Below are 22,364 nucleotides of genomic sequence, written 5' to 3' on the forward strand. Positions count from 1 at the left end.
CTGGTTGATGGAGAAGCGTTCGAGTCCGGTGCTCACTGGGTCACTCCGTACAGGCTCAGCAGGTTCTTCATCCGTTCCTCGGCCAGCTTCGGGTCGGGGAACAGGCCCAGTCGGTCGGTGAGTTCGTAGGCGCGGGCGAAGTGCGGCAGGGAGCGGGCCGACTGGAGGCCGCCGACCATGGTGAAGTGGCTCTGGTGGCCCGCGAGCCAGGCGAGGAACACCACGCCCGTCTTGTAGAAGCGGGTCGGCGTCTGGAAGAGGTGGCGGGACAACTCGACGGTGGGGTCGAGCAGTTCGCGGAAGCCGGCCACGTTCCCGGTGTCGAGGACGCGGACCGCCTCCGCCGCCAGCGGGCCCAGCGGGTCGAAGATGCCGAGCAGCGCGTGGCTGAAGCCCTTCTCGTCGCCCGCGATCAGCTCGGGGTAGTTGAAGTCGTCGCCCGTGTAGCAGCGCACGCCCTTCGGGAGGCGGCGGCGCAGGTCGATCTCGCGCTGGGCGTCCAGCAGGGAGACCTTGATGCCGTCGACCTTGTCGGGGTGGGCGGCGATGACCTCGAGGAAGGTGTCGGTGGCGGCGTCCAGGTCGGACGAGCCCCAGTAGCCCTCCAGCGCCGGGTCGAACATCGGGCCGAGCCAGTGCAGGATCACCGGCTCGGCGGACTGACGGAGCAGGTGGCCGTAGACGTCGAGGTAGTCCTCGGGGCTCCTGGCCGCCGCCGCGAGCGCCCGCGAGGCCATCAGGATGGCCTGCGCGCCGGACTCCTCGACGAGGGCGAGCTGCTCCTCGTAGGCCGCGCGGACCTCTTCCAGCGTCCCGGCGGCGATCTGGTCGGTGCCGACACCGCACGCGATGAGGCCTTGGACGGCCTTGGCCTCGGCGGCGCTGCGGCGGATCAGCTCGGCGGCGCCGGCCCAGTCCAGGCCCATGCCGCGCTGGGCGGTGTCCATGGCCTCGGCGACGCCGAGTCCGTGGGACCACAGGTGGCGGCGGAAGGCGAGGGTGGCGTCCCAGTCGACGGCGGCGGGCGAGTCGGGCGACACGTCCGCGTACGGGTCGGCGACGACGTGGGCCGCGGAGAAGACCGTACGGGAGGTGAAGGCGGTGCCGGAGGTCACGGCGAGGGGTTCGGGACGGGGCTCGTAGGTGCGCGAGCCGCCCTTGAGGTCGGGGAGTCGGATGGTCACAGCGCGATCTCCGGTACGTCGAGACGGCGGCCCTCGGCGGACGACTTCAGGCCCAGCTCGGCGAGCTGGACGCCGCGGGCGCCGGCGAGGAGGTCCCAGTGGTAGGGCGCGTCGGCGTAGACGTGCCGGAGGAACAGCTCCCACTGGGCCTTGAAGCCGTTGTCGAACTCGGCGTTGTCGGGCACTTCCTGCCACTGGTCGCGGAAGACCTCGGTGGCGGGGATGTCGGGGTTCCAGACCGGCTTGGGGGTGGCGGACCTGTGCTGGACCCGGCAGTTCCTGAGTCCGGCCACCGCGGAGCCCTCCGTGCCGTCCACCTGGAACTCGACGAGTTCGTCGCGGTTGACGCGGACGGCCCAGGAGGAGTTGATCTGGGCGATCGCGCCGCCGTCGAGCTCGAAGATGCCGTAGGCGGCGTCGTCGGCGGTGGCGTCGTAGGGCTTGTCGTTCTCGTCCCAGCGCTGCGGGATGTGGGTGGTGGCGATGGCCTGGACGGTCTTCACGCGGCCGAACAGCTCGTGCAGGACGTACTCCCAGTGCGGGAACATGTCGACGACAATGCCGCCGCCGTCCTCGGCACGGTAGTTCCAGGACGGGCGCTGGGCGGTCTGCCAGTCGCCCTCGAAGACCCAGTAGCCGAACTCGCCGCGCACGGACAGGATGCGGCCGAAGAAGCCGCCGTCGATGAGCCGCTTGAGCTTGAGCAGGCCCGGCAGGAAGAGCTTGTCCTGGACCACGCCGTGCTTGATGCCCTTGGCGTTGGCCAGGCGGGCGAGGTCCAGGGCGCCTTCGAGGCCGGTGGCCGTCGGCTTCTCGGTGTAGATGTGCTTGCCCGCGGCGATCGCCTTCTGCAGCGCCTCCTCGCGGGCGGAGGTGACCTGGGCGTCGAAGTAGATGTCGACGGTCGGGTCGGCGAGGACCGCGTCCAGATCCGTGGAAATGTGCTCCAGGCCGTGCTGCTCGGCGAGCGCGCGCAGGGCGTGCTCACGCCGGCCGACCAGGATCGGCTCCGGCCACAGCACGGTGCCGTCGCCGAGGTCGAGGCCGCCCTGCTCACGGAGGGCCAGGATGGAGCGGACCAGGTGCTGGCGGTAGCCCATGCGCCCGGTCACGCCGTTCATGGCGATACGCACCGTCTTGCGTGTCACGTCATTCCCTTCGTAGGCGTCGTACGCGGCGTTCGCGCGCGTTTCGTACGCGGTTGTGCGCGCCGCGTACGCCTAGGCCGGGTCGTCGGATTCCCGCCCCGCTGATGAGCGTTACAGCAAGCGCTTTCTATCTGATGAGAAGCTAGCCTCTGACCAGCGGTCCAGACAAGACCGTGACGGGGTCGAGTTGTTCGAGGGGGCGAACAACCGGGGGCGGGGGCTTTAAGGTCTGCTCGACACCGTTGGCTCTCCCTGTGCAACGAGGGACCGGCGTTGGTCGGTGTGTGTACGACGAGGTACGACGAGATGCGCGACCGGAGGACGACGAGATGACGGTGACCCTGGCGGACGTGGCGGCCCGCGCCCAGGTCTCCCCCGCGACGGTGTCGCGCGTGCTGAACGGAAACTATCCCGTGGCGGCGTCCACCCGTGAGCGGGTGCTGCGGGCGGTGGACGAGCTGGACTACGTGCTCAACGGCCCCGCGAGCTCCCTGGCGGCGGCGACGTCCGACCTGGTCGGGATCCTGGTGAACGACATCGCCGACCCCTTCTTCGGGATCATGGCGGGTGCGATCCAGTCGGAGATCGGCGGGCCGGGCGGGCGCGCGGGGGGCGAGCGGCTGGCGGTCGTGTGCAACACCGGGGGCTTCCCCGAGCGCGAGCTGACCTACCTCACGCTGCTGCAGCGGCAGCGGGCGGCGGCCGTCGTGCTCACCGGCGGCGCGGTGGAGAACGTGCCGCACGCGGCGGCCATGACCTCGAAGCTGCGCAAGATGGCGGACGCGGGGACGCGGGTGGTGCTGTGCGGAAGACCGCCGGCGCCCGACACCCAGGCGATCGCGCTGACCTTCGACAACCGCGGGGGCGGGCGGGAACTCACCGAACACCTCATCGGTCTCGGGCACCGGCGGCTGGGCTACATCGCCGGCCCCGAGGAACGCACGACGACCCGCCACCGGCTGGAGGGGCACCGGGAGGCGCTGAAGGCCCACGGCATCGACGAGGACCCGCGCTGGACGGTCCACGGACGGTACGACCGGCGGTCCGGCTACGAGGCCACCCTGGAACTGCTGCGGCGCGATCCCTCACTGACGGCGGTGGTGGCGGCGAACGACTCCGTCGCGCTGGGTGCGTGCGCGGCGCTGCGGGACTCCGGGCTGCGGATTCCGGACGACGTGTCGGTGGCCGGGTTCGACGATCTTCCCTTCAGCATCGACGCGGTGCCGGCCCTCACGACGGTACGGCTGCCGCTCGCCGAGGCCGGGGTGCGGGCGGGGCGCATCGCGATGGGGCGGGAGGAGCCACCGCCGGGCGGGATCGCGACGATCCGGGGGGAGCTGATGGTACGGGGGTCCTCCGGGGCGCCGCGGGGGTGAGCTCGCCGGTGCTTGCGGGGTGACCCGGCGTCGGTGCACCGGGGGCTCCGCCCCCGGACCCCCGGGCCTTTGCCCACCCCGCTGGGGGCTGCGCCCCCAGACCCCGCTGTCGGCCCTGAACGGGCCTCGTCCCCAAACGCCGGACGGGCTGGATGGTGCGCACCGATGAGTTTTGCGCCGCACCCTGGTCTGAACGGCCGTAAACGCCGATCACGGCACCCGCGAGGAACCGGAGTGAGTCCCATGCGCATCTTCATCACCGCGTTCATCAGCCTGGACGGCGTCGTGCAGGCGCCCGGCGGGGCGGAGGAGGACACCGACGGCGGGTTCGCGCACGGTGGCTGGACGCACCCGTTCTTCGACCCCGAGGTGGTCGGCGGGGCCTTCGACGGGGCGCTGCGGGAGGCGGACGCGCTGCTGTTCGGGCGGCGGACGTGGCAGGCGATGGCGGGGGCGTGGCCGGAGCGGGCGGGGGACCCGTTCGCCGACCGGATGAACTCCATCCCGAAGTACGTCGTGTCCCGGACCCTCACGGACGACCAGCTGAACTGGGACAACACCACCCGTATCGCCGGTGACGAGGCCGTCGCCCACCTGCGCAAGCTGCGCGAGAGCGACGCCGGCAACCTCCTGATCATGGGCAGCCCCTCACTCGCCCGCACGCTGCTGAGCGAGGGCCTGGTCGACGAGCTGCGGCTCATCGTCATGCCGGTGATCCTCGGCGGCGGCAAGTCGATCTTCCCGGACGACGGGACCAGGGCCGCCTTCGAGCTGGTGTCGACGGCGACCGCGCCGACCGGCGCGCAGGTGTGCGTGTACCGGGCAGCCACCGAGGACGCGTAACAGCCGAGGACGAGGGCCGGGCGCCGCACGGGCATGGACGGGCAGCGCCCCTCGGCCTACGCTCGACCCGACGGTATCTCTGACTGAGTCAACCATCTGAGTCAACCTCCGGGGGTCGATGATCATGACCGTCCAGGACATCCGTGCCTTCAACCGCTTCTGCACGAACGTCATCGGCGCCCTCGACTACAGCCGCAAGCTCTACGCCCCCTACACCCTCACCGAGTCCCGCGTCCTGTACGAGCTCGCGCACTCCCCGCGCACGGACGCGGCCGACGTGCGTGCCGAGCTCTCCCTGGACGCCGGGTACCTGAGCCGGATCCTGAACAAGTTCGAGCGGGACGGGCTGATCGAGCGGGCCCCCTCCCGCCTCGACCCCCGCCGGCGCCACGTCTCGCTCACCGCACACGGACGTGAGACGGCCGGCCTGCTCGCCGAGCGGGCGAACGAAAGCGTCGGCGCCCTGCTCGCCACCGTGCCGTCCGCCGAGCGTCCCCGCCTCGGCGAGGCGATGCGGACCGTGCGGGAACTCCTCTCCGACGGCCGCGCTCCCCGCCGCGAGGACGTCGTGCTGCGCGAGCCGGGCCCCGGCGACCTCGGCTGGATCGTGCAGCGCAACGCCGCGCTGTACGCGGCGGAGTACGGCTGGAACGCCGACTACGAGGGACTGGTCGCGAGGATCGTCGCCGACTTCGCCCAGGACCACGATCCGCACCTGGAGCGCGTGTGGATCGCCGAGTCGGACGGACGGCCCGTCGGCTGCGTGATGTGCGTACGGGACGAGGCACCCGCCACCGCCCGGCTGCGGCTGCTGCTGGTCGAGCCGGACGCGCGGGGGCTCGGCATCGGCGACCGGCTGGTCGGGGCGGTCGTCGACTTCGCGCGGGGTGTCGGCTACCGCGACCTCGTCCTGTGGACCAACGACGTCCTCGCCTCCGCGCGCCGCATCTACCAGCGCCACGGTTTCGTCCTCGTCGCCGAGAAACCCCACCGCTCGTTCGGAAAGGACCTGAACGGCCAGGACTGGCGCCTGGACCTCGGCGGCACCGGCGAGTGACAGTGGGACCATGAAACTGGCGTTCTCCACCCTCGGTGTCCCCGGCCTGCCCCTCTCCGAAGTGCTGCGACTCGCGACCACGTACGGCTACCACGGTGTCGAGCTGCGCGCGGATCCGGAGGAGCCGGTCCATCCCGGCCTCGACCTCGCCCAACGCATGGATGTGGCCGCCGAGTTCAAGGCGGCGGGCGTGGAGGTCCTGGGCATCGCGGGGTATGCGCGGGTGGCCGCGCCGGGCGACGACGCCCCCGTGATCGAGGAGATCCGCCGCCTGCTCGACCTCGCCCGCGACCTGGGCGCCCCCTTCATCCGCGTCTTCCCCGGCGGTGCCGCCGAGCAGAGCCGGGAGGAGGCCGACGCCACGGCCGCCCGGCGCCTGGGCACGGCCGCCGAGTACGCCGCCGACCTCGGCGTCCGCATCCTCCTCGAGACCCACGACTCGCACCGCACCGGCGCCGACGCCATCCGCGTCCTCGGCCTGGTCGGCCACCGCCATGTCGGCGCCCTCTGGGACGTCATGCACACCTGGCTGGGCGGCGAGCAGCCCTCCCAGACGTACGCGGCACTCTCCCCCTACCTCGGATACGTCCAGGTCAAGGACATCGCCTCCCCCGACGACACGACCCCCCTGCGCCTCGGCGCCGGCGTCCTCCCCCTCACCGAGTGCGTCGACGTCCTGTCCCGCCACGGCTGGGACGGCTGGCTGTGCTGGGAGTACGAGAAGCGGTGGTACGAGGCGGCCGCCCCGCTTCCCGACCTGCTGCGCGCGGGCCACGACCACCTGGCCCGGCTGCTCAACGAGTCGGCCTGACTTCCGCTCCGCCGCATTGACGTCCCGGTCGAGGACGGCCCCGCAAGCCCCGCATTCCCACACGCGGATGTGCAGGAGCGTGGGACCGTCCTTGACGCCGCACTGCGAGCAGACCTGGGAGGTCGGCTCGAACCGGCCGATGCGGTGGAAGCTGCGGCCGAACTTCGCGGCCCTGTACTCCAGCATCGTCACGAACGTGGACCACCCGGCGTCGTGCACGGACTTGGCCAGGTGCGTACGGGCGAGCCCTTCACCGCCAGGCCCTCCACTGCGACCGCTCCCTCAGGCCGCCATCAGCGCCGCCAGGGCGCGGTCCATTGCGGCGTTGAACTCCTCCGGCGTCAGCGGCAGACGGGACTTGACGTCCCGACTCCACTGGTCGGCGAGGACCTCGGCGGAGCCCGCCTCAACGCCGTCGAGCGCCGCGTCGGCCAGGTCCGCCGGAGCGATCTTGTCAACGGGCCAGCCCGCCGCCATGTCGGTGTCGGCCAGACCGAGGTGTACCGCTGTGACGAGCGTGCCCTGCTCGGCGAGCTCCAGGCGGACGCCGTTGGTCATGGCCCAGGCGGCGGCCTTGCTCAGGTGGTAGGCATTGGCGCCCTTGATCCCGAACCACGACACGGCGGAGAGGACGTTGACGATCGCGCCCCCGCCGTTCCCGGCGAGCGCCGGCGCGAACTCCCGGATCATTCCCAGGTGGCCGAACATGTTGGTCTCCAGTTCGTGCCGCACCGCGTCCAGCGAACCGGTCACCAGGTCGGTCCCCGTACTGATTCCCGCGTTGTTGATGAGTAGCGAGACGTCCGGGGCGGCCTCGGCGGCGGCCCTCACGGATGCGGGATCGGCGATGTCGAGGGGCAGCACCTCGACCCCGGGCAGGTCCACGGTCTCCGGTCGGCGGGCCGTCGCGTAGACCTTGCGGGCGCCCCGTTCGAGCAGGCGCTGTGCGAAGGCGCGGCCCAGGCCGCGGTTGGCTCCGGTGACAAGGGCGACGGAGTTGTTGATGTCCATGGCCGGTACGCTAAAACCTGACGCCAACGTCAGAGGCAAGTGCTGGTCGCCAGGGCCGGGGTGAGAGGAATCACCATGACTGTCACAGTGGCCGCGGCCGAGCGGTTGATCCGCATCGGCGCGGTGGCACGAGGTGCCGGCGTCTCGGTGCGCGCCGTGCGCTACTACGAGCAGCAAGGGCTGCTCGTCGCGGAGCGCAGCCCGTCCGGCCAGCGCCTGTACCGGCAGGACGCCATCCCCCTGGTCCGCTTCTTCCAGGAGATGTTCGCCGCCGGCCTCACCAGCCGAAGGATCGCCGAACTCCTGCCGTGCTGGGACGCCGGGCACACCGACTCCGGGCAACGAGCCATGCTGCGAGCCGAGCGCGAGCGCATCCAGGCCAAGATCGACGACCTGCAGGCCACCCTGGACCACCTCGACGAGGTCATCGCGATCACGGACACGCACCCTTAGGGGTCCTTTCACTATGAGCGTCCGATCAGGTCGCGTGGTCGGGTGCCGTGCATCGCAAGGCGCCGGAGCGGCCTCGATGGGGGTCCCCCCGCGCGAGGTTGTTCGAGCGTGGGGGAGGAGCCACGTGGGCGTTTCGGCAACGCGGCGAGGTGCGGTGCCAGGCCGCGCGACCCGGACGGGCATAGTGAAAGGACCCCTTAGGCGCGGTCGGCCAGACGTCAGCGATCCAACCTCGCTGTTCTGGTTGAGGCGATGAGGAGCTCATCGGTGTGCTCAGCTCGACGACTCGCGGGGCCCGGAGGCCGAACGCCCCGAAGGCACCGGCCCGGGGCGGCGGGTCCACGAACCGCGACAGCGGGCGTCCCAGCTCCGGCGGTGGGTCAGTGAAGGCGACCAGGGGGCAGGTGGGCGTGGCACACGACCGTTGCGGCTCTCCGCCTCCGGCAGTCGTGACCGCCTCAAGGGTCGAGGGTCCGGGATCGTCAGGACGTCCGTGCGCCCCCTGACTCCTCCGGCCGCCTCGAAGCACGCGGCGCGGAACAGCCTCGGGTCCGTCGCCGGAAGCGGCCCGTCGCGCCGGTTCCGGAACCCGGTCGCGCCTCGCGCGGGTCGTATAGGCGCCACCCGGGGCCGGACGGGCTTCTGCTACCCCCCTGCGCGCGCCGCCAGCCTCGCCACCCGTTCCTCCAGCCGCCCCCGGCACTGCGGCCATTCCGCCGCCGTGACCGAGAAGATCGCGGAGTCGCGCAGCCGGCCGTCCTCGCCCGGTGCCCAGGAGCGGGACCAGTTCCGCAGGACGCCCTCGAAGCGGGCGCCGACGCTCTGGATCGCCGCGCGGGAGCGCTCGTTGCGGGCGTCCGTCTTCAAGTCGACCCGGGACACGCCCCACTTCTCGAAGGCGTGCCGGAACAGCAGGAGCTTGGCCTCGGCGTTGACGCCCGTGCCCTGGGCCGGGCCGGCGAGCCAGGTGAAGCCGACCTCGACGGCGTCGAGCCGGTCGTCCGTCAGCCAGCAGCGGGGTTCCCAGTACGAGGTGGCACCGACCACCTGTCCCGTGCGCGTCGAGACCTGGACGTACGGCGCGAGTCGTCCCGTGGCCGCGCGGGCCAGCTGTGCGTCGATGTAGGCGCCGACCTCGTCGGCCCTCGGCACCCACGTGAACTCGTAGGTGCCCCGGTCCGCTTCCGCCGCCTCCGCCAGGCCGGCCGCGTGCCGGTGCTCCAGCGGTTCCAGGCGGACCAACGCCCCCTCCAGAACCGGTCCCTGCAGCATGAAGCCCACCCTTTGCCGCCCCTCACAGCCGTGCGCGCAGCGCCCCGAACTCCTCATGGAAACCGGGGAAAGTCTTGCGTACGCATCCGGGATCGTCGAACGAAATACCCGGCGCGCGGAGCCCGGTGACCGCGAACGACATCACGATGCGGTGGTCGCCGTACGACGTGATCTGCGTGCCGGAGGCGGCGGCGGGCAGCCCCGGGCGGATCTCGATCCAGTCGGGGCCCGTCTCGACCGCCACGCCCAGCCGTCGCAGGTTCTCCGCGCAGGCCTCCAGGCGGTCGCACTCCTTGACGCGGGTGTTCGCCACGTCCTCGATCCGTACCGGACCGGAGGCGAAGGGGGCGATCGCGGCCAGGGTCGGCATGGTGTCCGAGATGTCCCGCATGGCGACCGTGAGGCCGTGCAGCCGGCCGGTTCCCCTGACCGTCGTGCCGTCCGTGCGGACCGACACCTCGGCGCCCATCCGCCGCAGTACGTCGATGAATCCCAGATCGCCCTGGAGTGCCCCCGTCCCGAGGCCCGGGACCGTGACCTCGCCGCCCGTCACGGCCGCCGCCGCGAAGAAGTAGCTCGCGGCGGAGGCGTCGGGCTCGATCGCGTAGGTCGTCGCCCGGTAGCCGCCCGGCGGGACGACGAAGACGTTCCCGTCCCGGCGCACCTCGACCCCGAACGCCCGCATCATCGCGATCGTGATCTCCACGTACGGCACCGAGACGAGGTCCGTCACCGTGATCCGCAGACCCGTCCGCGTCAGCGGGCCCAGCAGCAGCAACGCCGTGAGGTACTGCGAGGACTGCCCCGCGTCCAGCGTGACCTCGCCGCCCTCGACGCCCGCCGCCACCACCGTCAGCGGGTGGTGGCCCTCCGCCTCCTCGTGCCGCAGGTCCACGCCCAGGTCGCGCAGGGCTCGGGTCAGGGGGAGCAGCGGGCGTCGGCGCATCTGGGGCGACGCGTCGAAGCGGTACGTGCCGTGGCCGGCCGCCGCCAGGGCCGGCAGGAAGCGGGCCGTGGTCGCGCCGTCGCGGCAGTACACGTCGGCGTCGGTCACCGCGGGGCCCTGGGGGCGGCCGTCGACCTGCCAGGCGTCCGGGGTCCGGCCGACCCGGTAGCCGAGCCGTACCAGGCCTTCCGCGAAGCCCTCCGTGTCGTCCGAGCGGAGCGGTCGTACGAGGGTGGTGACACCGTCGGCCGCGGCCGCCAGGAAGAGGGCGCGGGCGGTGAGGGACTTCGAGCCTGGAATGTCGACTACGGGCATGCCTCGATGATCGCCCCCCGTTCGCGTCCCGCGCGGGGACGTCCACGGGATGGAACGCCTTCCGCCACACCCCGGTGAGCCCACCCGCCCCACGGCTACCGACTTCGGAAATACGGCCCGAGCGGGGAACCCGGCCCCGCCCCCGCTCGTCCAATCCGCAAGCTGTCGGAGAGTCACCGTGGTGCGGTGTCGGCCTCGCTGCTGGCTGCGAACGCTGACCCACCCTTCCGCCGTACTGCGGCCGGCAGCACGCCGCCATCGGCGCGCCCCCCTCCAACTGCGCCGATGGCGGCCCCTCTCTGGTTACTGTGCGCTCCCTTGACCGGCAGAAACTTCCCGGATATTGGTGACCTCTCGGAAGTTTCCTTCAGTGGCTCTCCTCCGGAAGGAGCACACGTGCCCGACACCAGCACGGGAAGCACAGGAAGCTCGGGAAGCACAGGAAGCTCGGCAAGCACCGCACGCCCTTCCAGACGTACCGTCCTCGCCGCCACCGCCGGCGCCACCGCCGCGCTGACGGTCGGCACCCCCTCGTACGCCGTCGCCGCCGACGACGACAGAGCCCTGCGCACCCTGGTCTCCCGCATGAGCCTGGAGGAGAAGGTCGGCCAGCTCTTCGTGACGCGGGTCTACGGCCACTCGGCGACCGCCCCCGACCAGGCCGACGTCGACGCCAACCTCAGGGAGCTCGGCGTGCGCACGGCCGCCGAGCTGGTCGCCAGGTACCGGCTCGGGGGGATCATCTACTTCAGCTGGGCGCACAACACCCGCAGCCCCCACCAGATCGCGGACCTGTCGAACGGGATCCAGAGAGCGTCCCTGGAGCAGCCGCGCGGGTTGCCCGTGCTGATCTCCACCGACCAGGAGCACGGCATCGTCTGCCGGGTCGGGAAGCCCGCCACGCTCTTCCCGGGCGCGATGGCCGTGGGTGCCGGCCGCTCCCGCGCCGACGCCCGCACCCTCGGCCTCGTCGCGGGCCGCGAACTGCGGGCGATGGGCATCCGGCAGAACTACTCCCCCGTCGCCGACGTGAACGTCAACCCGGCGAACCCGGTGATCGGCGTCCGGTCCTTCGGTGCCGAGCCGGGCGCGGTGGCCGGGCTGGTCGCCGCCGAGGTCGCCGGCTACGGGCGCGCACGGATCGCCGCGACCGCCAAGCACTTCCCGGGGCACGGCGACACCGCCGTCGACAGCCACTACGGCTTCCCGGTCATCACCCACACGCGCGCCCAGTGGGAAGAGCTCGACGCGCCGCCCTTCCGGGCCGCCGTCCGCGCCGGCATCGACTCGATCATGACCGCGCACATCATGGTCCCGGCGCTCGACGACTCCGGCGACCCGGCCACCCTCTCCCGCCCCATCCTCACCGGCATCCTGCGCGAGAAGCTCGGTTACGACGGGGTCGTGGTGACGGACGCCCTCGGCATGAAGGGCGTCCGGGAGAAGTACGGCGACGACCGTGTGCCGGTGCTCGCGTTGAAGGCGGGGGTGGACCAGCTCCTCGACCCTCCCCACCTGGACCTCGCGTGGAACGCCGTACTGAAGGCCGTACAGGACGGGGAGCTCACCGAGGCGCGGCTGGACGCGTCCGTCCTGCGGGTGCTGCGGCTGAAGGCGAAGCTGCGGTTGTTCGAGGAGCCCTACGTCAGCCAGGCCGGCGTCACCGACACGGTCGGCACCGCGGCCCATCTGGCGGCGGCCGACCGGATCGCGGAGCGGACGACCACGCTGCTGGTGAACGAGGGGCGGCTGCTGCCGCTGTCCCGGCGCACGCATCCCAGGGTGCTCGTCGTGGGGGCCGACCCCGCCTCGCCGTCCGGGACGACCGGGCCGCCCACCGGCGTGCTCGCGGGCGCGCTCACCGAACTCGGTTTCACCGCCACCGCCCTGTCGACGGGCACCGCCCCCTCGGCCGCCACGACCGCCACGGCCCTCGCGGCGGCGCGGGACGTGGACGCGGTGGTGGTGGGGACGTACAACGTCACCGCGACCAGCACCCAGAAGACGCTCGTCGAGCAGCTGGTGGCGACCGGGAAGCCGGTGGTGGCGGTCGCGATCCGCAATCCGTACGACGTGGCCCAGCTGCCCTCCGTGCCGGCCTGCCTGGCGGCCTACTCCTGGACCGACGTCGAACTGCGGGCCGCCGCCCGGGTCATCGCGGGGCGGGTCTCACCGCGCGGGAAGCTGCCGGTGCCGGTGGTACGGGCGGACGATCCGGCGCGAGTGCTCTATTCCGTCGGGCACGGGCTGTCGTATCAGACGTAGCCCTCATACGCCACGCAACCGGTGTACGCCCCCCAAAAGGCTCAAAGCACCCTGCATGTCTGGCGTGCGCCCGCCACGTCGGGTCACGCTGGGCGGGGGGACCCGGGGGGATGGCGATGCGCGAGAGAAGTTCCGTGGGGGTCGTGTGCGCCCTGCTGGCGCTGCTGGCCGCCCTGTTGACGGGATGCTCGGGACCGGCGTCCGGTGCGGGCGGCGGTGGCGAGGAGGACGGGCGCCTCGGCACTGCGGTGCCGCCCTCGCCCTCGCGGACGGCCGGGTACGGCGCGGTGTTCCTCGCGGTCGACGAGTGCAGCTCCTTCGGCACGACCAGCTTCACCGAGGTGGCGTGCACCGGTGAGCGGGCGGCGGCCCGGGTCGTGGCCCGCCACGACGGCACGGTCGGCGACGGACCGCAGTGCCCGGCGACCACCGACTTCGTGCTGCACATCAGCGAACAGAGCCAGGTCTCCGACGAGGACGGCGACGGAGCGATCCCCCAGGGCTACGCCTGCATGCGCAACCTGAGCCCACCGCACCCCGGCGACCCCGGCGGCGGAGGCGGCCCCCGCACCATCGTCGGCGACTGCGTCTACGCCCTGGGCGACGGCCAGGTCCGCGAGACCGCCTGCGACGGCAAGGGCGACAAGGAACCGGAGCACAAGGTGACCAAGGCGGTCGACAAACGCACCCGGTGCCCGCTGCCGACGGCCCTGTACGTCCAACTGGGCGGCGAACACCCGGTGGGCTGCGCCCGGCCGGTGTGACCCGCGAAGGGTCCGACGGCCGGGCGCAGCAGAGGACTTACGGACGCAGCGTGGGCTCGCGCTCCACGTCCCGTACGTCCAGCTTGGCGTCGAACTTCGCCAGCGGCTTCGCCGCCGACGGGTTTGCCTGGACGGTGGCGGAGGCGACGCCGGCCCACTCCAGGATCCGGGCGGTGGCGAACGCCTTCTGGTCGGGGACCAGGCCGGCCACGTTCGCGCCGTGGTTGAGGCCGGGGGCGGTGAAGACGTACGAGTCCTTCGCGCCCTTGCCGAGGCGGAACGGCTCCGCGCCCCACGGGTCGTTCTCGCCGTAGACGTAGAGCATGTGACGGGCGTTGTGCTTCACCCAGCTGTCCACGTCACGCATCGCGTACGGCTGGAACTTCATCGAGATGTCGCGCGGGACGAAGTACCGGGGCGGCAGGTAGCCGTAGCGGATGTACTTCTTCTCGATGTGCGGGAACACGATCGTCGGCGCACCGAGCTGGGTGCCCGCCTGGTAGAAGTACGGCGTGTACGGCTCCAGGCCCTGGTCGGTGTAGAAGGAGAACCCGGCGATGGTGTCGATCGAGGTCCAGATGTCGTCGTCGGTCGCGTTCTTCGCGTCCGCCGGGATCGAGTCGCAGTCGGAGAGCAGGCTGTACTGCCAGAAGCCCCAGACGTAGTCCAGCACCGTCGCCTCGTACGCCTTGTCCAGGCTGCCGATGGTGTCGAAGGTGAAGCCGTTCTCGGCCGCGTACGCCGCGTACCTCTTCTCCAGCGGCTCCCGGCGCACCAGCGCCTCGCGCTGCACCCCGTTCAGCCGGTCGCGGCACTCCTTGGTGCCGACGGTGGCGAAGAAGCGGTCGTAGGCCGAGTCCTCCTTGTTCACGACGTCGTTGGGGGCGACGTACGCGACGACGCCGTCCATGTCCTTCGGGTAGAAGCGCTCGAAGTAGGTGGCGGTCATGCCGCCCTTGGAGCCGCCGGTCGAGATCCACTTCTTGGTGTAGATCGGCTTGAGGGCCTTGAAGATGCGGTGCTGGTCACTGGCGGCCTGCCAGATGTCCAGCTTGGTCCAGTCGGCCGGGTCGGGCCGGGACGGGGTGAAGAAGCGGTACTCCATGGAGACCTGGTTGCCGTCCACGATCTGGGTCGGCTCGCGGCGGCCCGGGTTCGTGGAGACGTTGTAGCCGCCGGTGTAGAAGACCGTCGGGCGCGAGACGTCCTTGTGCAGCAGGGTGATCCGCTGCTGCAACGTGCCCTTGGACGGGTTCCGGTGGTCGACCGGCTGGGTGTAGTTGAGGACGAAGAAGCGGTAGCCGGTGTAGGGCTTCTCCTCGATCAGGCTCATCCCCGGTATGGAGAGGAGTCGTTCCTTGATGTCCGTGGCCGCGGTGGTGCCGGTGAGGCCAGTGGTGCCTGTGGCCTCCGGCTCGGCGGCTGTGGCCGCCCCCGCCGTGCTCAACGTGCCCATGAGCACCGTGAGCGCCAGCAGCCATCTGAGCGCCTTGCGCATGCACCCTCCCCTGTGAGTACAGATGTGCGCCGGAAGCTAGCGGAGCAAGTCGCCCCAGCACCAGGGGAGATGGGCTTTTGATGGGGAAAACCCTGTAGGAAGTGTGTGTATCGGCCTGTGGTTTGGTCGGTTGTTCGGCCCGTTCGGTCCGTGGTTCAGCACAGGAGCCAGTCGGATGTGTAGGATCCGCCGCCCACCGCGCCTTCGACCCGCACGCAGCGCTGACCGGCGTGTACGGTCCTCGGCCCGGCGAAGCGCCTGTACTGCCCCTCGTCCACGACCGGTTGAAGGCCGTACGCGTGCACGCCGACCATCATGTAGCGCCGCGTGCCGGGCTTCTTGGGCAGCGTGATCGCGCAGATGTACCCGCGCCGCTTGTACACCTCCACGGAGCCGGTGGAGAACGAGAACGACTTGATTTTGCGCCCCTCGCAGGACGAGGCGGCGGCCTGCGCGTCCCCGGGCGCGGCCACGGCGAGCAGCCCGGACGCGGTCAGCACGGCCAAGCCGAGCGTCAGCCGTCGGCGGATCCCAGCACCCCTGTTCACAGGCGTCCCTCCCGTATCGCGCGATGAGCGTACTGGTGTACGGACGCGGGACGGGTGTCGGATGGTTGCCAGTGCCCCGAGGGACAGGTGGAGGTTGCCGGTGTCCGGCCGTCGGCCGTCAGGCCGCCGCGGGCTCGTCCTCCCCCACGAACGTCCGCCACAGCTCGGCGTACCGCCCGCCGCACGCGAGCAGTTCGTCGTGCGTGCCGTCCTCGGCGACCCGTCCGTGGTCCATGAGGACCACCCGGTCCGCGCGGGCCGCCGTGGTCAGCCGGTGGGCGACGACGAGTGTCGTACGGCGGCCCGCGATGCGGTCCGTGGCCTGGTTGACCTGGGCCTCCGAGGCCAGGTCCAGGGCAGCGGTCGCCTCGTCGAGCAGGAGGACGTCCGGGTCGACGAGCTCGGCGCGGGCCAGCGCGATCAGCTGGCGCTGGCCCGCCGAGAGGTTGCGGCCGCGTTCGGCGACCTCGTGCAGGTAGCCGCCCTCCAGGGTGGCGATCATCTCGTGGGCGCCGACCGCGCGGGCAGCCGCCTCCACCTCGGCGTCGGTGGCGTCCGGGCGGCCGTAGGCGATGGCGTCGCGGACGGTGCCCTGGAAGAGGTAGGACTCCTGCGGGACGACGCCGAGGCGGTGCCGGTACGAGGTGAGGTCGAGGGCGCGGAGGTCCGTGCCGTCGACGGTCACCCGGCCGCCCGTCGGGTCGTAGAAGCGGGCGACCAGCTTGACCAGCGTCGACTTGCCGGCGCCGGTCTCGCCGACGAAGGCGACCGTCTGGCCGGCGGGGATGCGCAGGTCGATGCCGGTCAGGGCTTCTTCGGGTTTGCCGGTGGAGCCGTACGCGAAGTGGACGTCCTCGAAGGCGATCTCGCCCCGCAGGGAGAGGACTTCGAGCGGTTCGCCGGCGCTCCTGGTCGAGGTCGGCTCCTGGAGCAGCTCCTGGATGCGGCCCAGTGACACCGTGGCCTGCTGGTAGCCGTCGAAGACCTGGGAGAGCTGCTGGACGGGGGCGAAGAACAGGTCGATGTAGAGGAGATACGCGACCAGGGCTCCGGTGGTGAGGGTCGCCGCGTCGACCCGTCCGGCGCCCGCGATCAGTACGGCGGCGGCGGCGACCGACGACAGGAACTGGACGAACGGGAAGTAGATCGAGATCAGCCACTGGCCCCGGATGCGCGCCCGGCGGTAGCTGTCGCTGCGCTCCGCGAACCGCCGGCTGCCGTCGTGCTCGCGGCGGAAGGCCTGCACGATCCTGAGCCCGGACACCGACTCCTGGAGGTCGGCGTTGACCAGCGACACCCGCTCCCGGGCCAGTTCGTACGCCTTCACGCTCGCCCTGCGGAAGAAGAAGGTGGCGATGATCAGCGGAGGCAGGGTCGCGAAGACGACCAGGGCGAGCTGTACGTCGATCACCAGCAGGGCGCCCATGATGCCGAAGAAGGTGACGACCGAGACGAACGCGGTGACCAGGCCGGTCTGCAGGAAGGTCGAGAGGGCGTCGACGTCCGTCGTCATCCTCGTCATGATCCGGCCGGTCAGCTCCCGCTCGTAGTAGTCGAGTCCGAGCCGCTGGAGCTGGGAGAAGATCTTCAGGCGCAGGGAGTACAGGACCCGTTCGCCGGTCCGCCCGGTCATCCGGATCTCGCCGACCTGCGCGGCCCACTGGACGAGGACGCTGAGCAGGGCGAGCAGAGAGGCGGCCCAGACCGCGCCCAGGGCCATGTCGGTGACGCCGTCGTCGATGCCGTGCCGGATCATCACCGGGAGGAGCAGGCCCATGCCGGCGTCCACGGCGACGAGGCCGAGGCTCACGAGCAGCGGCAGGCCGAAGCCCCGCAGCAGCCTGCGCAGACCGTACGACTCCTCCGCGGCGACCGCCCGGGCCTCGTCGATGTCGGGGGTGTCGGTCGCCGGGGGCAGCGCGTCGACCTCCGCCAGGAGCTCGGGGGTGGCCGGGGTGCCGTCCATGGCGATGTCCCGGCGCTCCCGCTCCCCCGCCCAGAGCCGGGGCGTGATGCCGCTCTCGGCGTCGAACTCGGCGTCCAGCTCGTCCCGCACGGAGGTGTCCTCGGCCTGCTCGGCGGGGCGGGCGTGGCCGGGCGAGACGCCGCCGAGTTCGTCCGGGTCGGTGAGGAGGCGGCGGTAGAGGGCGGACCGCTGCTGCAGTTCCTCGTGGGTGCCGAGGTCGGCGAGCCGGCCGCCGTCGAGGACGGCGATGCGGTCGGCGAGGTTGAGGGTGGAGCGGCGGTGGGCGATCAGCAGCGTGGTCCGGCCGCGCATGACGTGCTGCAGGGCCTCGTGGATCTCGTGCTCGACGCGGGCGTCCACGGCGGAGGTGGCGTCGTCGAGGACCAGCAGGCGCGGGTCGGTGAGGATGGCGCGGGCGAGCGCGACGCGCTGGCGCTGGCCACCGGAGAGGGTGAGGCCGTGTTCGCCGACCGTGGTGTCGTAGCCGTCGGGCAGCTCGACGATGAAACGGTCCGCCTGGGCGGCGCGGGCGGCCTTCTCGATCTCCTCCTGCGTCGCGTCCGGACGGCCGTACGCGATGTTGTTGCGGACCGTGTCCGAGAAGAGGAAGGAGTCCTCGGGGACCAGGCCGATCGCGGCCCGCAGCGAGTCGAGGGTGAGCTCGCGGACGTCGTGGCCGCCGATGAGGACGGCGCCGCGCGTCACGTCGTAGAAGCGGGGCATCAGCAGCGACACGGTCGACTTGCCGGAGCCGGAGGAGCCGACGACGGCGAGGGTCTCGCCGGGGCGGATCTCGAAGCTCAGCCCGTCAAGGACGGGGCGCTCGTCGTCGTAGCCGAAGGAGACGTCGTCGAACTCGACGGTCGCGGGCGCGTCGGCGGGAAGCTCCTTCGCGCCGTCCCGCATCGAAGGCTCGGTGTCGATGAGCTCCAAGACGCGTTCCGTGCCCGCGCGGGCCTGCTGGCCGACCGTGAGGACCATGGCGAGCATGCGGACCGGGCCGACGAGCTGGGCGAGGTAGGTGGAGAAGGCGACGAACGTGCCGAGCGTGATGTGGCCGCGGACCGCGAGCCAGCCGCCGACCGCGAGCATCGCGACCTGGCCGAGGGCGGGGACGGCCTGCAGGGCCGGGGTGTACCTGGAGTTGAAGCGGATGGTGCGCAGCCGGCCGGCGAAGAGGCGGCGGCCGACCTCCCGGAGCTTGCCGGTCTCCTGGTCCTCCTGCCCGAAGCCCTTCACCACGCGTACGCCGCTGACCGCGCCGTCGACCACGCCCGCGACGGCGGCGGCCTGGGCCTGGGCGTACCAGGTGGCCGGGTGCAGCTTGCTGCGGCTGCGCCTGGCGATCCACCACAGGGCCGGGGCGACGGCCAGCGCGACCAGCGTGAGCGGCGGCGACAGCCACGCCATGATCACCAGGGAGATCAGGAAGAGCAGGATGTTCCCGATGGTCATCGGGAGCATGAAGAGCAGGCCCTGGATCAGCTGGAGGTCGCTGGTGGCCCGGCCGACGACCTGGCCGGTGGACAGCTCGTCCTGACGGCGCCCGTCGAGGCGGGTGATCGTCTGGAACATCTCGGTGCGCAGGTCGTGCTGGACGTCGAGGGCGAGTCGGCCGCCGTAGTAGCGGCGGATGAAGGTGAGGACGTACACGACGACGGCCGCGGCGATCAGGGCGCCCGCCCAGGGGGCCATGTCCCGGCTGTGGTCGCCGATCACGTCGTCGATGATCACCTTGGTGACCAGCGGGACCAGCGCCATGACGGCCATGCCGCCGAGCGAGGAGCCGAGGGCGAGGACGACGTCCGTGCGGTGGCGCCATGCGTAACCGGCCAGCCTGCGCGCCCAGCCCTGCGTCTCCCCCTGTTGCGCTGCCACGCCGGTGCCTTCCGTTCGTCCTGTTCGCCTGCTCATCCTGCTCGTCCGGAAGGCACCAACACGAAAGGAAGCGGATTTCATCCCTCCGCAACAAAACGGGAGCGACGGGTCACACGCGTACCCGCAGGTAGGTCAGGCGCGTACCCGCAGGTGGGTCACACGCGTACCCGCAGGTGGTAGAGGCGGGTCGTCTGTACCGCGTTCTGGTTGTCGTCGCTGACCAGGAGCACCTTGAGACCGCCCTTGCCGCTGCCGGTGATCGCCATCCCCTCGATGTTGTCGAGGAGCGGGTTCGGCTGGGGCTGCTTCGCCGTGGCGCCGAGGGACGGGCAGGCGGCGAGGTCCGCGAGCAGGGTCTTCCTGACCAGGCGTACGCCGTCCTGACCTGTCAGGTTCTCGATGCCGCCGGTGTCGGTCGCGCGGCGCGGGTCGGCCAGGTAGAGGCGGACGGTGTTGCCGACGCCGGCGGTGAAGCCGCGTTCCAGGACGAGGAGGCGGCCGTCGGGGAGGGCCTGGACCTCGGGGACGCCGAGACCGGTGTCGGTGCGGTAGGCGTACTGGGCGCCGAGCTCGAAGGCCTTGGCGTGCCGCTGCCAGGTCTGGAAGCGGACGATGCCCGCGCTGTCGCCGGAGAGGGCGTACTCCATGGACGCGAGCAGGGTGCGACCGCCGGGGAGCATCGTCAGCCCCTCGAAGGTGCCGTTGGAGACGGCCCGGCCCGCCGGGGCGACCTGGAGGGCGGGCGGGACGGGGAGGCGGTCGAGGATGCGGCCGTCCGGGGAGTAGCGGCGGACCGACGGCTCGGTCTCGGAGGTGATCAGCCGGGTGCCGTCACCGTCGATGACGAGCCCCTCGGAGTCGAGCGCGGTGCCGTTCTCGTCGGCGAGCGGGACGACGCCCTCGGGCTGGAGTGTCTTCGCGTCCAGGTCGAAGAGCGACGACCGGTCGGAGAGGGCGGCCAGTGAGCCGTCTCGGTCCACGGCGAGCGCGGACAGGTTGCCGACGAAGGTGCCGTCGTACGTCGTCTTGTCGAGCGCGTCGGAGAAGCGGTCGATGGAGACGGACGGGGAGCAGGCGTTCACGACGGCGTGGGCGGGACCGGCGGCGGTCAGGCAGGTGGCCGCCGCCAGGGCCGCGGAGGTGCTGGCGAGTACGGTTCTCAGGCGCATGGAGGTCACGGTAGGACGGCCCGGTGACGGGCGGGAGACCTGCTCGTGAAGCGTCGTGGCCTCAGCTCGCGGCGAGATCCCTGTGGACGACCTTCGCGACGCCCTGGATCGTGGCGACCCCGTAGTTCATGGTGCTGTTGCCGTGCGTGAGCACCGTGATCATGTAGTCGTGGCCGTTGCCCTTGAACGCGCCGACGCTGTGCACCCGCCAGCCGTTGGTGGCCCGCTGCAGCCAGCCGTTCTTGACGGCGACGGAGACTCCGGACGGCACTCCGTACGGCGTTCCCCAGCGCTGCGAGGAGATGACCTGGCCCATCAGCTTGAGGATGTAGGCACGGGAGTTGTCGCTCAGGACCGCGTTCTTCGCGGTGACCAGCTTGAGGAGCTTCTGCTCGTCGGTGACGGTGATCTGGGTCAGCCCCCAGTAGCCGTTCGCACCGGGCTTCGTCTGCGTCATCCCGGCCGCGGTGAGGAAGCCCTTGATCTTCGTCAGGCCGAGCTGCTTCCAGAGCGTGCTGGTCGCGGCGTTGTCCGACTTGGTGATCATCGCCTTGGCGAGCGTCGTCTCGCGGTCGGTGAGATAGCGGTTGTGCTTCTTCGCGTCCCACAGCAGCGCGGCGAGCACGGTGACCTTGACGACGCTGGCGGAGTCGAAGGCCGTCGAGGGGCGCAGAGTGCAGGTCGTCTTGGTGGTGCGGTCGTAGACGCCGACGGCGACCGTGCCCTTGCGGGTCGCGAGGGCCGCGGTGATGTCCTTCCGCAGCTTGTCGGCGAGGCCCGCCTTGGCGGACGTACAGCTGACGACCGGTGTGGCCGCGGCGGCGGGCGCGGCGGCGGCCACGACGGGTATGAGCACACCGGCGCCCACGCCCGCCGCGAGCACTCTCGCGCGTCTCGATATCCCTTGAGTCATGCCCCTGTTGACTCACGAGTTCGAGTGAATGGTTGTACGCATCGGCGTACGGGTTGGGCAAAGGTTGTACGGGGCGCTACGGGACGCAGTCGGCTCTACCAGGCGTGGTCCGATCCGCCCGCCGGCCGAGGCAGGAACCCAAGGGCGTGCCAGGAGATACCGGGTACGCCCCCGGGCTGGGGAAGTGTGCCGGTCAGGATCCCGGCGCGGGGCTCTCGGTGGCGCTGCGGAGACTGCTGTCATCCGCGTCGCCGTACTCGGGTGCGTGGAGTCGGGCGCCACGGCTCTCGGCGATGCGGTGGACGTCGCGCAGCGCCTCGGCCATGCGGGCTGCCAGGAAGTGGAGTTGGGCGGAGGTGGCGTTGTGGTCGCCGAGCATGTCGGCGGCGTGATCGAGGAGGTCGCCCGCCATGCCGAGTTGCACACTCTCGATGGTGTCGGCGACGCGGGAGAGGTAGCCGGTCCCGTCGCCGACGAGATAGCAGGGCTTGCCTTCCGGTCCGGCCCACGGAAGCAGGCGCGCCTCTTGCGCCTGGCCGCCACTCACGCCGTCACCTCGACTCCATGGATGACCCGCGGCCCGATGTCGATGCCGTGCACGGCGAGCCAGAGGGCACGCCGCCGGGCCCGTTGCCGACGAGCATTCTCGCGCTGCTCATGGGTGACGAGATAGGGGCGGACCATCTCGTTGCCCTCGCCACGGAGGGGCTGCGAGCCGGCCGGGGAAGTGGGACTGCGGTCGTCGACGCAGGAGCAGGTGGGGCATGAGCACGCGGCCGCCGGGGCGGTGGCCGGGCGGCGGCGGCGTCCGGTTCCCGGAAGCAGAAGGTGTAGCAGCGGCTCGAAGAAGCGGGCGATACGGTGATTCATGTCGTCAACTCCGTTGCTTTCGTTGATGGCCACGCCCCCGGACCGGTCGCACGGTCGCGGGGGTCTCGCGTTCTGTA

19 protein-coding genes and 1 pseudogene are annotated in these 22,364 nt (G+C 71.4%); 7 read left to right on the forward strand and 13 right to left on the reverse strand.

All coding sequences use genetic code 11. The features are described 5' to 3' along the window. Nucleotides 1–32: 32 nt before the first annotated feature. Together ACZ5XS_RS05880 and ACZ5XS_RS05885 are read right to left on the reverse strand one after the other, a co-directional pair. Entirely contained in the window at nucleotides 33–1,184 is a 1,152-nt protein-coding gene (locus ACZ5XS_RS05880) for a dihydrodipicolinate synthase family protein (protein ID WP_468648154.1), read from the reverse strand. Further along, nucleotides 1,181–2,332, reverse strand: a complete 1,152-nt coding sequence (locus ACZ5XS_RS05885) for a Gfo/Idh/MocA family protein (protein WP_217240298.1) — start codon at nucleotides 2,330–2,332, stop codon at nucleotides 1,181–1,183. The genes ACZ5XS_RS05880 and ACZ5XS_RS05885 overlap by 4 nt, the downstream gene beginning before the upstream one ends. Before the next feature lie 329 nt (nucleotides 2,333–2,661). On the opposite strand from ACZ5XS_RS05885, the gene ACZ5XS_RS05890 reads away from it, so the two are divergent. From ACZ5XS_RS05890 to ACZ5XS_RS05905, 4 genes are all read left to right on the forward strand, one after another. Further along, nucleotides 2,662–3,708, forward strand: coding sequence for a LacI family DNA-binding transcriptional regulator (locus ACZ5XS_RS05890; RefSeq protein WP_468648156.1), 1,047 nt, complete (start codon nucleotides 2,662–2,664; stop codon nucleotides 3,706–3,708). 243 nt (nucleotides 3,709–3,951) lie between these two features. Next, nucleotides 3,952–4,551 carry a dihydrofolate reductase family protein gene (locus tag ACZ5XS_RS05895; protein WP_468648158.1) on the forward strand — a complete coding sequence of 200 codons (600 nt, stop codon included), beginning with the start codon at nucleotides 3,952–3,954 and terminating at the stop codon, nucleotides 4,549–4,551. Between the two features lie 124 nt (nucleotides 4,552–4,675). Then, a complete protein-coding gene (locus ACZ5XS_RS05900; protein ID WP_468648597.1) occupies nucleotides 4,676–5,608 on the forward strand; it encodes a bifunctional helix-turn-helix transcriptional regulator/GNAT family N-acetyltransferase in 933 nt (310 codons plus the stop codon). A 10-nt stretch (nucleotides 5,609–5,618) separates the two neighbouring features. Continuing rightward, nucleotides 5,619–6,419, forward strand: coding sequence for a sugar phosphate isomerase/epimerase family protein (locus ACZ5XS_RS05905; protein ID WP_468648160.1), 801 nt, complete (start codon nucleotides 5,619–5,621; stop codon nucleotides 6,417–6,419). A gap of 9 nt (nucleotides 6,420–6,428) precedes the next feature. Here the strand turns inward: ACZ5XS_RS05905 and ACZ5XS_RS05910 are convergent. Together ACZ5XS_RS05910 and ACZ5XS_RS05915 are read right to left on the reverse strand one after the other, a co-directional pair. Further along, nucleotides 6,429–6,709: pseudogene (locus ACZ5XS_RS05910) on the reverse strand (RNA-guided endonuclease InsQ/TnpB family protein); the annotation flags it as partial. Next, nucleotides 6,702–7,430, reverse strand: coding sequence for an SDR family oxidoreductase (locus ACZ5XS_RS05915; RefSeq protein WP_468648162.1), 729 nt, complete (start codon nucleotides 7,428–7,430; stop codon nucleotides 6,702–6,704). The gene ACZ5XS_RS05915 and the pseudogene ACZ5XS_RS05910, both read right to left, overlap by 8 nt. A 75-nt stretch (nucleotides 7,431–7,505) precedes the next feature. Between ACZ5XS_RS05915 and ACZ5XS_RS05920 the strand changes: the two genes are divergently transcribed. Further along, nucleotides 7,506–7,883 carry a MerR family transcriptional regulator gene (locus ACZ5XS_RS05920; RefSeq protein ID WP_468648164.1) on the forward strand — a complete coding sequence of 126 codons (378 nt, stop codon included), beginning with the start codon at nucleotides 7,506–7,508 and terminating at the stop codon, nucleotides 7,881–7,883. A 645-nt stretch (nucleotides 7,884–8,528) separates the two neighbouring features. Here ACZ5XS_RS05920 and ACZ5XS_RS05925 read toward each other — a convergent pair. Next, a complete protein-coding gene (locus ACZ5XS_RS05925) occupies nucleotides 8,529–9,164 on the reverse strand; it encodes a GNAT family N-acetyltransferase (protein WP_468648166.1) in 636 nt (211 codons plus the stop codon). A 13-nt stretch (nucleotides 9,165–9,177) separates the two neighbouring features. After that, nucleotides 9,178–10,416, reverse strand: a complete 1,239-nt coding sequence (aroA, locus tag ACZ5XS_RS05930; RefSeq protein WP_468648168.1) for a 3-phosphoshikimate 1-carboxyvinyltransferase — start codon at nucleotides 10,414–10,416, stop codon at nucleotides 9,178–9,180. Between the two features lie 396 nt (nucleotides 10,417–10,812). On the opposite strand from aroA, the gene ACZ5XS_RS05935 reads away from it, so the two are divergent. Together ACZ5XS_RS05935 and ACZ5XS_RS05940 are read left to right on the forward strand one after the other, a co-directional pair. Further along, nucleotides 10,813–12,681 (forward strand): glycoside hydrolase family 3 protein, encoded by a 1,869-nt coding sequence (locus tag ACZ5XS_RS05935; protein WP_468648170.1) that lies wholly within the window; start codon nucleotides 10,813–10,815, stop codon nucleotides 12,679–12,681. A 116-nt stretch (nucleotides 12,682–12,797) separates the two neighbouring features. Beyond that, the gene (locus ACZ5XS_RS05940; protein WP_468648172.1) at nucleotides 12,798–13,445 is read left to right on the forward strand and encodes a hypothetical protein; all 648 of its coding nucleotides are present in this window, start codon (nucleotides 12,798–12,800) and stop codon (nucleotides 13,443–13,445) included. Nucleotides 13,446–13,482: 37 nt separating this feature from the next. On the opposite strand, the gene ACZ5XS_RS05945 is transcribed toward ACZ5XS_RS05940, so the two are convergent. From ACZ5XS_RS05945 to ACZ5XS_RS05975, 7 genes are all read right to left on the reverse strand, one after another. Then, a complete protein-coding gene (locus tag ACZ5XS_RS05945; RefSeq protein ID WP_468648174.1) occupies nucleotides 13,483–14,943 on the reverse strand; it encodes a S28 family serine protease in 1,461 nt (486 codons plus the stop codon). Nucleotides 14,944–15,098: 155 nt separating this feature from the next. Then, nucleotides 15,099–15,491: a hypothetical protein gene (locus tag ACZ5XS_RS05950; protein ID WP_468648176.1), complete on the reverse strand. Its 393-nt coding sequence runs from the start codon at nucleotides 15,489–15,491 to the stop codon at nucleotides 15,099–15,101. Between the two features lie 118 nt (nucleotides 15,492–15,609). Continuing rightward, nucleotides 15,610–19,371, reverse strand: a complete 3,762-nt coding sequence (locus ACZ5XS_RS05955) for an ABC transporter ATP-binding protein (protein ID WP_468648178.1) — start codon at nucleotides 19,369–19,371, stop codon at nucleotides 15,610–15,612. Nucleotides 19,372–19,490: 119 nt separating this feature from the next. Next, the gene (locus tag ACZ5XS_RS05960; protein WP_468648180.1) at nucleotides 19,491–20,504 is read right to left on the reverse strand and encodes an esterase-like activity of phytase family protein; all 1,014 of its coding nucleotides are present in this window, start codon (nucleotides 20,502–20,504) and stop codon (nucleotides 19,491–19,493) included. A 61-nt stretch (nucleotides 20,505–20,565) separates the two neighbouring features. Then, nucleotides 20,566–21,417, reverse strand: coding sequence for a serine hydrolase (locus ACZ5XS_RS05965; RefSeq protein ID WP_468648182.1), 852 nt, complete (start codon nucleotides 21,415–21,417; stop codon nucleotides 20,566–20,568). 193 nt (nucleotides 21,418–21,610) lie between these two features. After that, complete coding sequence (locus tag ACZ5XS_RS05970; RefSeq protein WP_468648184.1) at nucleotides 21,611–21,964, reverse strand: hypothetical protein; 354 nt, start codon at nucleotides 21,962–21,964, stop codon at nucleotides 21,611–21,613. Continuing rightward, nucleotides 21,961–22,287, reverse strand: coding sequence for a hypothetical protein (locus ACZ5XS_RS05975; RefSeq protein ID WP_468648186.1), 327 nt, complete (start codon nucleotides 22,285–22,287; stop codon nucleotides 21,961–21,963). Before ACZ5XS_RS05975 ends, ACZ5XS_RS05970 begins: the two co-directional genes overlap by 4 nt. Between the last annotated feature and the right edge of the window lie 77 nt (nucleotides 22,288–22,364).

Source organism: Streptomyces sp. NPDC033131, from assembly GCF_055578365.1.